The sequence below is a fragment of the Moritella sp. 24 genome, from assembly GCF_018219155.1.
Classification (GTDB): domain Bacteria; phylum Pseudomonadota; class Gammaproteobacteria; order Enterobacterales; family Moritellaceae; genus Moritella.
In genome coordinates, this window is sequence record NZ_CP056123.1 from 306,111 (window position 1) to 319,346 (window position 13,236).

8 protein-coding genes and 3 rRNA genes are annotated in these 13,236 nt (G+C 42.2%); 5 read left to right on the top strand and 6 right to left on the bottom strand.

Going from position 1 to position 13,236, the window contains the following annotated elements:
* Window positions 1-60 precede the first annotated feature (60 nt).
* The 5 genes from HWV00_RS01405 (at window position 61) to rrf (ending at window position 7,203) form a co-directional block, all read left to right on the top strand.
* Complete coding sequence (locus HWV00_RS01405; protein ID WP_211684380.1) at window positions 61-825, top strand: class I SAM-dependent methyltransferase; 765 nt, start codon at window positions 61-63, stop codon at window positions 823-825.
* A gap of 144 nt (window positions 826-969) precedes the next feature.
* A complete protein-coding gene (locus HWV00_RS01410) occupies window positions 970-1,680 on the top strand; it encodes a transcriptional regulator (protein ID WP_211684381.1) in 711 nt (236 codons plus the stop codon).
* A 562-nt stretch (window positions 1,681-2,242) separates the two neighbouring features.
* A 16S ribosomal RNA gene (locus HWV00_RS01415) occupies window positions 2,243-3,787 on the top strand.
* A gap of 266 nt (window positions 3,788-4,053) precedes the next feature.
* Window positions 4,054-6,945, top strand: a 23S ribosomal RNA gene (locus tag HWV00_RS01420).
* A gap of 142 nt (window positions 6,946-7,087) precedes the next feature.
* Window positions 7,088-7,203, top strand: a 5S ribosomal RNA gene (rrf, locus tag HWV00_RS01425).
* The 16S, 23S and 5S rRNA genes sit together here, the layout of an rRNA operon.
* Before the next feature lie 233 nt (window positions 7,204-7,436).
* Here rrf and HWV00_RS01430 read toward each other — a convergent pair.
* From HWV00_RS01430 to arcA, 6 genes are all read right to left on the bottom strand, one after another.
* Window positions 7,437-7,916, bottom strand: coding sequence for an ArgR family transcriptional regulator (locus tag HWV00_RS01430; protein ID WP_211684382.1), 480 nt, complete (start codon window positions 7,914-7,916; stop codon window positions 7,437-7,439).
* A 256-nt stretch (window positions 7,917-8,172) separates the two neighbouring features.
* Window positions 8,173-8,637 (bottom strand): aspartate carbamoyltransferase regulatory subunit, encoded by a 465-nt coding sequence (gene pyrI / locus HWV00_RS01435; protein WP_211684383.1) that lies wholly within the window; start codon window positions 8,635-8,637, stop codon window positions 8,173-8,175.
* A 14-nt stretch (window positions 8,638-8,651) separates the two neighbouring features.
* Window positions 8,652-9,581 (bottom strand): aspartate carbamoyltransferase, encoded by a 930-nt coding sequence (gene pyrB, locus HWV00_RS01440; RefSeq protein WP_211684384.1) that lies wholly within the window; start codon window positions 9,579-9,581, stop codon window positions 8,652-8,654.
* Window positions 9,582-9,846: 265 nt separating this feature from the next.
* The gene (argF, locus tag HWV00_RS01445) at window positions 9,847-10,851 is read right to left on the bottom strand and encodes an ornithine carbamoyltransferase (protein WP_211684385.1); all 1,005 of its coding nucleotides are present in this window, start codon (window positions 10,849-10,851) and stop codon (window positions 9,847-9,849) included.
* An 81-nt stretch (window positions 10,852-10,932) separates the two neighbouring features.
* On the bottom strand, window positions 10,933-11,844 hold the full coding sequence (gene arcC, locus HWV00_RS01450; RefSeq protein WP_211684386.1) for a carbamate kinase: 912 nt from the start codon (window positions 11,842-11,844) through the stop codon (window positions 10,933-10,935).
* 27 nt (window positions 11,845-11,871) lie between these two features.
* Window positions 11,872-13,092 carry an arginine deiminase gene (gene arcA / locus HWV00_RS01455; RefSeq protein ID WP_211684387.1) on the bottom strand — a complete coding sequence of 407 codons (1,221 nt, stop codon included), beginning with the start codon at window positions 13,090-13,092 and terminating at the stop codon, window positions 11,872-11,874.
* Window positions 13,093-13,236: the final 144 nt, after the last annotated feature.

Sequence of the window (13,236 nt, forward strand, 5' to 3'; positions counted from 1 at the left end):
TATTTTTTGCTAATATAGCCACTGACCTCGAATAATTAAATCTAACCTTATCAGGCTTACATGAACAGCATACAAATAATCACGACAGATCCATTATTTTCTAATCATATCGCAGACCTTGCCGAGCAATGGGGTTTTTCTCTTGAGCCTGTTGCAGATTCTCAATTTCAATTGGTTTATTCGGATAAAGGCCTTGAGTTATTTAAACTTGATGAGCCAAAATTAGGCGCTGTATATGTTGATTTTGCGGGTGGAGCAGTGAGTCATCGACGCAAATTCGGCGGTGGTAAAGGCCAAGCTATTGCAAAAGCGGTTGGCTTAAAGTCTGGTGTAACACCATCTGTGGTCGATGGCACGGCAGGTTTAGGGCGTGACGCCTTTGTATTAGCTTCATTAGGTTGTAATGTCACTATGTTAGAACGCTCGCCAATTGTTGCCGCACTACTGGAAGATGGTTTAAAAAGAGCAGCTGAAGATCCAGAGATTGGTGATTGGATTAGTACAAGGCTAAAGTTGGTATTTGCATCGAGTTTATCTAAATTAGAAGGTTTAGGGATTACTCCTGACGTCGTTTACCTTGACCCTATGTATCCACACAAGAAGAAATCTGCGTTAGTGAAAAAAGAAATGCGTGTTTTTCAATCTTTAGTCGGCGCCGATTTAGATGCTGATGGTTTATTTGAACCTGCGATGCGTGTTGCGACAAAGCGTGTTGTTGTTAAACGTCCCGATTATGCTGAATATATTGCTGATGCGAAGCCAAGTATGGCAATTGAAACCAAGAAAAATCGTTTTGATGTCTATGTGAAACAGGCGATGAAGTAATTTAGTCTATTTATCTAAATAGTTATTAATATCGAGTGGATATTTTATTTTAATATAATATATGGAATCAGGCTCAAGGTTTTTAATGTTTAGACATGCTAACTTTGCGACCCAAATGGGCCTAACTATAGACGAGGGATAGTTGTGCTACTTGAATTAGATAATATTGAGAATGAATTGACAAGTTCATACACGTTTACGGAAGAAGACCACCGTCTTTTAAGATCTTATGATGGTGTTATTGAAGGTATTGCAACTTTATTTGGTAAGCAATGTGAAGTGATCCTGCACTCATTGGATAGTGTAGACCGTTCTGTTATTAAAATTGAAAATGGTTTTAATACAGGTCGAGTTGAAGGTTCACCGATTACCGATCTAGCATTAAAGATGTTGCAAGATATATCGGCACAGAATAAGCAATGTTCTAAAGCGTACTTTACACAGACAAAAGACGGACAGATGATGCGTTCTATGACGATCGCGATCAAAAACCGTTCTGAAAGAACGATTGGTTTAATCTGTATCAATATAAATATTGGTGCGTCGTTTATTGATTTTGTTCAGGAGTTATTACCTACACCTGAAACAAGGGAAACTGAACTGTCTTCAGAGAATTTTGCAACAACAGTTGAAGAGCTTGTTGACCGTTCTGTAGAAGAGACGATTACTGATATTAATAATCGTACAGACATTGCGAATAATGCAAAAAATAAGCATATTGTAATTTCTCTGCACCAGCAGGGTATCTTTGACATTAAAGATGCGATCAATATGGTTGCAGATAAGCTTAATATTTCAAAACATACCGTATATCTTTATATACGTCAGATTAAATCTGATGAAGCTGAGCTATAAATAAGCAGCCTTATTTTAGCTGTGCATCTTTTTAATTGAGTTTGTATGTATATAGAGGTGATTATTGTCTAAATAATCACCTCTATTTCTTTCTATCAGGACTTCTTCACATTAAATACGCATAGTATGTTTGATTATCATACGTTTTCATCGGTGCTATTAATTACTTCATATAAAACTTGCCAAGTTTATCCTTATCTCTATAATGCGAGCTCACTGACACGGCAACAGCCGCTAAGTTAAGGTGTTTAAAAACGACTTAGGTTACTTTTTAAGCTTCCGGAATAAAGCATAATATGTGCTTGACTTCAAAATTGGTTTGCGTATTATACGCAGCCTGACTACGACGCAAGACGTCAAGGTCAACGCTCTTTAACAATTTATTCAAGCAATCTGTGTGAGTACTTACAGAGATATAATGACCAAAAATTATATCAATGTAATTATGAACATTAAATTAAATCGAAAGGTTTGGTTTTATAAACAACAAACCTCGGTTTGTTGTTGAAGTACAGAATTCATTGAGCCGACTTGACTGCTTAGGCAGTCAGTCAAAAAACTTTAATTGAAGAGTTTGATCATGGCTCAGATTGAACGCTGGCGGTAGGCTTAACACATGCAAGTCGAGCGGAAACGAAGAATAGCTTGCTATTCTGGCGTCGAGCGGCGGACGGGTGAGTAATGCTTGGGAATCTGCCTAGTCGAGGGGGACAACAGTTGGAAACGACTGCTAATACCGCATACGACCTACGGGTGAAAGGGGGCCTCTTCTTGAAAGCTCTCGCGACTAGATGAGCCCAAGTGGGATTAGCTTGTTGGTGAGGTAAGAGCTCACCAAGGCGACGATCCCTAGCTGGTCTGAGAGGATGATCAGCCACACTGGAACTGAGACACGGTCCAGACTCCTACGGGAGGCAGCAGTGGGGAATATTGCACAATGGAGGAAACTCTGATGCAGCCATACCGCGTGTATGAAGAAGGCCTTCGGGTTGTAAAGTACTTTCAGCGAGGAGGAAAGGTAAGTAGTTAATAACTGCTTACTGTGACGTTACTCGCAGAAGAAGCACCGGCTAACTCCGTGCCAGCAGCCGCGGTAATACGGAGGGTGCAAGCGTTAATCGGAATTACTGGGCGTAAAGCGCATGCAGGCGGTTTGTTAAGCGAGATGTGAAAGCCCCGGGCTCAACCTGGGAACTGCATTTCGAACTGGCAAACTAGAGTTCTTGAGAGGGTGGTAGAATTTCAGGTGTAGCGGTGAAATGCGTAGAGATCTGAAGGAATACCAGTGGCGAAGGCGGCCACCTGGCAAGTAACTGACGCTCAGATGCGAAAGCGTGGGTAGCAAACGGGATTAGATACCCCGGTAGTCCACGCCGTAAACGATGTCTACTCGGAGTTTGGTTCCTTGAGAACTGGGCTCTTAAGCTAACGCATTAAGTAGACCGCCTGGGGAGTACGGCCGCAAGGTTAAAACTCAAATGAATTGACGGGGGCCCGCACAAGCGGTGGAGCATGTGGTTTAATTCGATGCAACGCGAAGAACCTTACCTACTCTTGACATCCATAGAACTTTTCAGAGATGAATTGGTGCCTTCGGGAACTATGAGACAGGTGCTGCATGGCTGTCGTCAGCTCGTGTTGTGAAATGTTGGGTTAAGTCCCGCAACGAGCGCAACCCTTATCCTTATTTGCCAGCACGTAATGGTGGGAACTCTAAGGAGACTGCCGGTGATAAACCGGAGGAAGGTGGGGACGACGTCAAGTCATCATGGCCCTTACGAGTAGGGCTACACACGTGCTACAATGGCGCATACAAAGGGCTGCAAACCAGCGATGGTAAGCGAATCCCATAAAGTGCGTCGTAGTCCGGATTGGGGTCTGCAACTCGACCCCATGAAGTCGGAATCGCTAGTAATCGTGAATCAGAATGTCACGGTGAATACGTTCCCGGGCCTTGTACACACCGCCCGTCACACCATGGGAGTGGGCTGCACCAGAAGTCATTAGCTTAACCTTCGGGAGGGCGATGACCACGGTGTGGTTCATGACTGGGGTGAAGTCGTAACAAGGTAGCCCTAGGGGAACCTGGGGCTGGATCACCTCCTTACGTAAAGTTGTTAATTTTTGTAAGTGCCCACACAAATTGCTTGAATAGAAAACGTTAAAGACGTTAGAGAGTAAAGATAAGCAACGCTTATCTTTGCTTTTTAGCAAATTGCTCTTTAAAAATTTGGAAAGCTGAATAAATAAAGAAGTTCTTAAAACACGTTATTACTTAGGTAATAACAATATAGTGTTCTTGAGTATTCTTGAGGCGAAAAAAACTAGATAATACCTAGTTATTTCAATTGTACGGTCGACTTTAGATTGTATGGTTAAGTGACTAAGCGTATACGGTGGATGCCTAGGCAGTCAGAGGCGATGAAGGACGTGTTAATCTGCGTTAAGCTGTGGGGAGTTGATAAAAAGCGTTAATCCACAGATTTCCGAATGGGGGAACCCACTCTACTTTGTAGAGTATCGTAACGTGAATACATAGCGTTACGAAGCGAACCGGGAGAACTGAAACATCTAAGTACCCCGAGGAAAAGAAATCAATAGAGATACCCTTAGTAGCGGCGAGCGAACGGGGTCTAGCCCTTAAGCAGTTTGGAAGTTAGTGGAAGATTCTGGAAAGTTTCACGATACAGGGTGATAGTCCCGTACATGAAAACGACCTTACTGTGAAATCGAGTAGGACGGCACACGTGATATGCTGTTTGAATATGGGAGGACCATCTTCCAAGGCTAAATACTACTGACTGACCGATAGTGAACCAGTACCGTGAGGGAAAGGCGAAAAGAACCCCTGTGAGGGGAGTGAAATAGAACCTGAAACCGTATACGTACAAGCAGTGGGAGCAGACTTGTTCTGTGACTGCGTACCTTTTGTATAATGGGTCAACGACTTAATTTCAGTAGCAAGGTTAAGCGAATAGCGGAGCCGTAGGGAAACCGAGTGTTAACTGCGCGAATAGTTGCTGGGATTAGACCCGAAACCCGGTGATCTAGCCATGGGCAGGTTGAAGGTTGAGTAACATCAACTGGAGGACCGAACCGACTAATGTTGAAAAATTAGCGGATGACTTGTGGCTGGGGGTGAAAGGCCAATCAAACCGGGAGATAGCTGGTTCTCCTCGAAAGCTATTTAGGTAGCGCCTCGCGTCTAACTATTGGGGGTAGAGCACTGTTAAGGCTAGGGGGTCATCCCGACTTACCAACCCTTTGCAAACTCCGAATACCAATAAGTTCAATCGCGGGAGACACACGGCGGGTGCTAACGTCCGTCGTGGAAAGGGAAACAACCCAGACCGTCAGCTAAGGTCCCAAAGTGTATGTTAAGTGGGAAACGATGTGGAAAGGCTCAGACAGCCAGGAAGTTGGCTTAGAAGCAGCCATCTTTTAAAGAAAGCGTAATAGCTCACTGGTCGAGTCGGTCTGCGCGGAAGATTTAACGGGGCTAAACATACCACCGAAGCTACGGATGCAAGACTTGTTCTTGCATGGTAGAGGAGCGTTCTGTAAGCCGTTGAAGGTGAGTTGAGAAGCTTGCTGGAGGTATCAGAAGTGCGAATGTTGACATGAGTAACGATAATGGGGGTGAAAAACCTCCACGCCGAAAGACCAAGGGTTCCTGTCCAACGTTAATCGGGGCAGGGTGAGTCGACCCCTAAGGCGAGGCCGAAAGGCGTAGTCGATGGGAAACTGGTTAATATTCCAGTACTCACTTATATTGCGATGGGGTGACGGAGAAGGTTAGGCTAGCATGGCGATGGTTGTCCATGTTTAAGGTTGTAGGCTGTATTCTTAGGCAAATCCGGGAATACATTAAGGCTGAGAACTGATGACGAGTCTCTACGGAGATGAAGTAGTTGATACCCGGCTTCCAGGAAAAACCTCTAAGCTTCAGATATAAGAGAATCGTACCCCAAACCGACACAGGTGGTTAGGTAGAGAATACTAAGGCGCTTGAGAGAACTCGGGTGAAGGAACTAGGCAAAATGGTACCGTAACTTCGGGAGAAGGTACGCCAATGATGGTGAAGGACTTGCTCCGTAAGCTATTGTTGGTCGCAGAGAAATGGTGGCTGCAACTGTTTATTAAAAACACAGCACTGTGCAAAATCGAAAGATGACGTATACGGTGTGACGCCTGCCCGGTGCCGGAAGGTTAATTGATTGGGTTAGACTTAGGTCGAAGCTCATGATCGAAGCCCCGGTAAACGGCGGCCGTAACTATAACGGTCCTAAGGTAGCGAAATTCCTTGTCGGGTAAGTTCCGACCTGCACGAATGGCGTAATGATGGCCACGCTGTCTCCACCCGAGACTCAGTGAAATTGAAATCGCTGTTAAGATGCAGTGTACCCGCGGCTAGACGGAAAGACCCCGTGAACCTTTACTATAGCTTGGCACTGAACATTGAACCTACATGTGTAGGATAGGTGGGAGACTGTGAAACATTGTCGCTAGATGATGTGGAGTCTATCTTGAAATACCACCCTTGTACGTTTGATGTTCTAACGTAGGCCCCTTATCGGGGTTGCGGACAGTGTCTGGTGGGTAGTTTGACTGGGGCGGTCTCCTCCCAAAGAGTAACGGAGGAGCACGAAGGTTGGCTAAACATGGTTGGACATCATGTGGTTAGTGCAAAGGCATAAGCCAGCTTAACTGCGAGACAGACACGTCGAGCAGGTACGAAAGTAGGTCTTAGTGATCCGGTGGTTCTGAATGGAAGGGCCATCGCTCAACGGATAAAAGGTACTCCGGGGATAACAGGCTGATACCGCCCAAGAGTTCATATCGACGGCGGTGTTTGGCACCTCGATGTCGGCTCATCACATCCTGGGGCTGAAGTTGGTCCCAAGGGTATGGCTGTTCGCCATTTAAAGTGGTACGCGAGCTGGGTTTAGAACGTCGTGAGACAGTTCGGTCCCTATCTGCCGTGGGCGTTTGAGAATTGAGAGGAGCTGCTCCTAGTACGAGAGGACCGGAGTGGACGAACCACTGGTGTTCGGGTTGTTATGCCAATAGCATTGCCCGGTAGCTAAGTTCGGAACTGATAACCGCTGAAAGCATCTAAGCGGGAAGCAGGCCTCGAGATGAGTTCTCACTGGGACTTTAAGTCCCCTGAAGGGCCGTTGGAGACTACAACGTTGATAGGCAAGGTGTGTAAGTGCTGTGAGGCATTGAGCTAACTTGTACTAATTACCCGTGAGGCTTAACCATACAAATTAAAGTATGATTAATTGAAATAATCGACTTAAGAATAGATTGAACACTACTATTTATCGAAAGATAGGTTTTAAAGACTTCTTTATTTATAGCTTTTCAGATTTTAGAGATACAACTTGAAAGCAAACTAGATTTGCTTGGTGACCATAGTGTTACGGTACCACCTGATCCCATTCCGAACTCAGTAGTGAAACGTAATAACGCCGATGGTAGTGTGGGGCTTCCCCATGTGAGAGTAGGGCATCGCCAAGCGCCAAATTAGAGAGAGCCGATACCAGAAATGGTATCGGCTTTTTTGTGTCTAAAATTCAGTGGAATCACGTGATAGAACTGATTACGACGATAAGTAAGACAATAAAAAACCAGCTTGCGGCTGGTTTTTATTTACCTCAATGTTTTCATATTGCTCTATTACTCTATTACTCTATTACTCTATTACTCTATTACTCTATTACTCTATTACTTTATTACTGATCTGATAAATCTCAATTTACGATGTAGTTAAGGCTATGTTTAATAATACATTCGCATTCTTCAATATTATGAATACTTTTTGGGGCGACTAAAACCATATCGTTACCAGCAATAATGCCTAAAACTTCAGGATTAGGGTTGAGATCAAGGTCAAGTAAACGAGCAATTAATTGTGCACATCCGGGCTGAGTTTTAATCACGACGACGTCAGTGTTATGCGTGATGAATATAATTTTTGTCGATGTATCAGTATACGAATTCTGATCTTGAATCGGTAATTGGTATATTTTCTTACCATAAGCATCTGTGACTTTAACAATATCTAAGCGCGTTAACATACGTGATATCGTAGACTGATTGATGTTGTTATAGCCTCGCTCAATTAGCTTATTTCGAATTTCACTTTGCGTTGATAAACGTTCAATACGTAGAAGGCGTTTACACTCTGCTACCATGTCTTCGCAAGAGGAATCGTGTGTTAAGTTATTCATAGTTTCATTCACTATTTGAGTTTTAGCTATTAACTGAAATAATATTGTACCTCATAGGTAGTATTGTTTTGTGATATTAATCAGATTAGTAAGAGTTGTGTAGCGATAATTAAAATTCTTTAACGCTAAATATAGGGTTATTAGTACTTTAAATTAGCCCCATATCCAGATAGCTTAGCTGGCTATACTGAAAAGGGGCTTATTATATGTTGTTGACCATATTATCTAACAATAGATATTTTACTGATCTGTTATCTTAATTACACTCACTCATGATTTTCCGTGAAAATGCCTTTTCACAATACTTACACTTAAGCTGTAGCGGGTTACTATTAGCAATAACATTGAAACTACTTTCAACAGGTTCATTATGCGTAATACAGTTACTGTTTGGGCAAGAAAAAACAGCCGTAATAATATTTGGCAATGAGAGTTTCAGCTTTCCTGATACGACGTAATCCTCAATTTTATTTACAGTGGCATCGGGTGCATATAGCGCCAGTTGATTTGCTTGTAACTCACTGAGAAAAACATTTTCAATTTTAATTAAATCTTTGTGTCCTAAAGCGGGTGACGGTAAGTTTAAACCAATTGTAATTCGTTGATTATTGTTATCAAAATTAAATAACTTTAGTATTTTGATACCAACATTAGCCGGAATATGGTCAATGACACATCCATTCTCAATGGCTTCAACTTGTAATTTATATTTATTTAGCATCAGACATTCTCCGGTTAAAATTGTTCATTCAGTACAAGTGAAAGTAATGCTTCGCGGGCATAAACGCCATTCTCTGCTTGTTGGAAGTAGTAAGCATACTTAGTTTTATCCACATCTATTGTGATTTCGTCAATACGAGGTAAAGGATGAAGTACTTTAAGGTTGTCACGCGCATTGGCAAGCATGTTTGCTGTTAAAATAAATGTAGCTTTCATGTGCGCATATTCAGACTCATCAAATCGCTCTTTTTGTACTCGAGTCATGTATAAGATATCTAAATCATTGATCACGCTTTCTATATCGTTATGTAAGCTGTAATTAATACCTGCGCTGTCTAATTCTTGCAATATATAGTCAGGCATTGCGAGAATATCTGGTGAGATGAAGAAGAAATTGGTGTTATTAAATTTGGCTAATGCTTGAGTAAGAGAGTGTACGGTACGGCCATATTTTAAGTCGCCGACTAATGCGATGTTTAGATTATCTAAACTTCCTTGCGTTTCATAAATACTAAATAAGTCTAATAATGTTTGCGTAGGATGCTGATTTGAACCATCACCACCATTGATAACGGGGGCGTTATGAGAAAACTCTGAAGCGAGACGGGCTGCCCCTTCTTTTGGATGACGCATAATAAATGCATCAACATAAGAAGAAATAACTTGTACAGAATCGGAGAGTGTTTCACCTTTTTTGGTTAATGACGTGTTCCCTGCATTATCAAAACCAATCACGGTGCCACCCAAGCGTTGTACTGCAGTCTCAAAAGATAAGCGGGTACGTGTTGATGGTTCAAAGAAACAACTTGCAATAACTTTATCTTTTAGCAACGTTGGATTTGGTGTCTCTTTCAATTCACCTGCTGTAGAGACAATCAGTTCTAGGTCGTTTCGATCAAGTTCTGGAATGGAAATGATATGCTTTTTAAATAACGTATTATTCATGCTTCTTCTTCCTTTAGATACGATTATAAAAACAAGGGTTTAATCTTATTCGGTAAAAAACAGACAAAAAAAAGTTTTCTTGTTTAAAGAAAACTTTTAATAATTAACTAATAGCATGAGCTCTAATTGATTTAATGGGTCGCTATATTGGGGTTGTCTGCTCATAATCCTTCCTTAATGGGTAAAATACAGTGCTAATCAGCGGATGTTAAACATGCGTACCTAATAATTAGCTACGCATGTTTATTTTATTATTTAGTCAAACTTATTGACCTAGTGTTGCTACCATTACAGCCTTAATTGTGTGCATACGGTTTTCTGCTTCGTCAAAAACAATAGAGTGTTTTGATTCAAAAACTTCTTCCGTAACTTCAAGTCCTTTCATGTCATATTTTTCAGCAACTTCAGCACCAACTGTTGTTTCATCATTGTGGAATGCTGGTAAGCAGTGCATGAATTTAACGTGTGGATTGCCGGTTTTTTTGATCATATCCATATTTACTTGGTATGGCGTCATCATACGTACGCGCTCATCCCATGCATCTTTTGATTCACCCATAGACACCCAAACATCGGTATAAAGGAAATCACAGCCTTGCACACCTTCTTGGACATCTTCAGTTAGTGTGATTTTTGCGCCTGTTTCCATTGCAATTTCACGACATTGTGCAACAAGTTCAGCATCTGGCCAGAAAGCTTCTGGAGCAACAAGGCGAATATCCATACCCATTTTAGCTGCGCCAACTAGTAGCGAGTTACCCATGTTATTTTGTGCATCACCAAGGTAAGCAAAAGAGATTTCGTGTAACTGTTTACCCAGTGCATGCTCTTGCATTGTTAAGAAGTCAGCAAGAATTTGTGTTGGATGGAATTCAGTTGTTAAGCCATTCCATACTGGAACACCTGCGTGAGCACCAAGCTCTTCAACGATTTCTTGTCCAAATCCGCGGTATTCGATGCCATCATACATACGGCCTAATACTCGAGCTGTGTCTTTCATCGATTCTTTATGACCAATCTGAGATCCTGATGGGCCTAAATATGATACGTTTGCGCCTTGATCATGAGCTGCGACTTCAAATGCACAGCGAGTACGGGTAGAGCTTTTTTCAAAAATAAGCGCAATATTTTTACCTGTTAAAAGAGGTTGTTCATAACCGTTATATTTTGCTTTTTTTAATTCTGCAGATAATTCAAGCATGTGCTGGATTTCGCGTGGAGTGAAATCAAGTAATTTTAAGAAGTTACGGTTACGTAGATTGAAAGACATAATGTTATCCTTTTTATAATTAGGTTGGCGGCTACTGCATAGGCTATGTAGCCGCGAATATTCTTGATATATTGAAACGAATTAATCTGCTGTTATGTTGGTACCAGCTTGGCCTTTCAAGATGCGTAATCCTGCATCTAAAGCGCCGATTCCGACAAACTTGCCACCTTGTTTAATGAACTCACAAGAAGCCTCAATTTTTGGTCCCATAGAGCCTGCATCGAAGCTATGTTGTGCTAGCTCAAAGGGGGTCGTTGAACGTAGTGCTGTTTGAGTTGGTTTACCCCAATCAATAAATACAGCGTCCGCATCTGTTAGAATTAATAACGCGTCTGCTTTGAGTTGTCTGGCGAGATAAGCAGCTGACATATCTTTATCGATAACGGCTTCTACACCGACCAATTTGCCATTTTCACTTCTTACTGGAATGCCGCCACCGCCAGTACAGATGACCAAGTGTTGTTGTTGAATTAAAGCCGTAATTGCATCATTTTCAATAATGCCTGTCGGTTGTGGACTCGGTACTACACGACGGAAATATTCTCCGTCAGGCTTGATAATCCAGTTATGTTTTTCTGCTAATTCACGCGCTTCTTTTTCCGCATAAACTGGACCAATCGGTTTTGTTGGGTCTGCAAATGCAGGATCATTGGGATCAACACTCATCTGCGTTAGTAAGCAAGATACATTCTGTTTAGGCAGTATATTTTTAAGTTCCTGCATTAAAATGTAACCAATCATACCTTGTGTTTCAGAGCCTAAAACATCAAGTGGATAAGGGCTTACAGCTTTGTATTCCAACCCTTGTAGTGCCAGTAAACCAACTTGAGGGCCGTTACCATGCACGAGTACAACATTATATTCTTTAGCTATTTCAGCAATGGCTTGGGCTGCCGTTGCGATGTTTTGACGTTGAATCTGAGCTTCTAGTGGTTCGCCACGACGTAATAGAGCGTTCCCACCTAGTGCCACAACAACAGTTTTTTTAGTCATAATGATTTATCTCAGTGAATTAAATTATTAGATACCGTCACGTTCAATTGGGCAGCTCATGCAGCGAGCGCCACCGCGGCCACGGCCAAGTTCATCGCCTGGAATAGGCAGAACAGTGATACCTGCTTTATCGTATTTTTCGTTAGTGTGAGAGTTACCTTCGTAACCAATGACGACACCAGGTTTCACCGTTAGTACGTTGTTTGCATCATTCCATTGTTCACGTTCTGCAGTGAAGCTATCACCGCCAGTTGTGATTAGGTTTAGTTGACCGACCCCGAGTGCTTTCTCGATAGCTGTCACGAAGTAACCTTCTTCTTTTACGTTAACGGCGCCTGACTCATCACCTGTTAGGTTCCAGCACTGTACGTCTTTGCTTACAACCTCAGGGTAAACTGAGAATGTATCTTCACGTAGGTGTGTCATTACTGTATCTAAGTGCATACAAGAACGGTGTTTAGGAAGTTGCATTGCAATAATTTGTTTAGCTTGACCGCTTTTGAATAGGCCTGATGCTAGTTGTTCAACACCTTGTGGGGTTGTACGCTCAGACATACCAATAAGGACTGAACCTTTACCAATAACGAGAACGTCGCCGCCTTCGATTGTTGAGTTGTCATACATTTTTTCTTCATGGCCGTAGTACTTAACGAAATCGGCACCTGCGAATATTGGGTGCCAGCGGTAGATAGCACGAACGTGGTTGGTTTCACGTTGGCGAGCCATTTTAGCCATTGGGTTAATAGATACGCCACCATATACCCAGCAAGACGTATCACGAGTAAATAAGTGATTTGGTAGTGGTTCAATGATGAAGTCTGTTGGAGCGTGCATGCCTTGCATCATAGAAGATGATTTCATTGGCATTTCAGCATAGGACAAGCCACCAGTTAAAATTTTAGCAAGGTCGATGTTTGGTAAATCACCTAGGTAGCAGCGTACGTCGTTAGCAAATGTCGCACCTAAGCGGTAATTAGATACTTGACTCGTTAACAACCATTCTTTAGCTTCTGGAATGGCTAACGTATCAGCAAGAAGGTCAGTTAGCAGTAACACTTCTACGCCTTGATCACGTAATGTTTTTGTAAACACATCATGCTCTTTACCTGCACGTTCCACAGCTAGCACGTCATCAAATAATAAGTCGTGGCAGTTAGATGGTGTTAAGTGGCTTAGTGAGCGTCTTGGGCGGTGAACTAGAACGCGACGTAATTGACCGACTTCAGAACCTACATATAATTTACTCATAATCTTATCCTTCGCTAAAGCGTTTATGAAATACTATTAATTATGTGAAAGTTTAAATTTTATTGTTGCTATTTAGTGCTTTAAGTTGATGTGTGCAGTATACGATATAGGTTCTGCCAAGCTTCGATCTTGGTCACGTTTTTA

Excerpts from the sequence above, each read along its gene's own strand:
- HWV00_RS01405 (WP_211684380.1), top strand. The coding sequence starts at position 61 with ATGAACAGCATACAAATAATCACGACAGATCCATTATTTTCTAATCAT.
- HWV00_RS01430 (WP_211684382.1), bottom strand. The coding sequence starts at position 7,916 with ATGAATAACTTAACACACGATTCCTCTTGCGAAGACATGGTAGCAGAG.
- pyrI (WP_211684383.1), bottom strand. The coding sequence starts at position 8,637 with ATGCTAAATAAATATAAATTACAAGTTGAAGCCATTGAGAATGGATGT.
- pyrB (WP_211684384.1), bottom strand. The coding sequence starts at position 9,581 with ATGAATAATACGTTATTTAAAAAGCATATCATTTCCATTCCAGAACTT.
- argF (WP_211684385.1), bottom strand. The coding sequence starts at position 10,851 with ATGTCTTTCAATCTACGTAACCGTAACTTCTTAAAATTACTTGATTTC.
- arcC (WP_211684386.1), bottom strand. The coding sequence starts at position 11,844 with ATGACTAAAAAAACTGTTGTTGTGGCACTAGGTGGGAACGCTCTATTA.
- arcA (WP_211684387.1), bottom strand. The coding sequence starts at position 13,092 with ATGAGTAAATTATATGTAGGTTCTGAAGTCGGTCAATTACGTCGCGTT.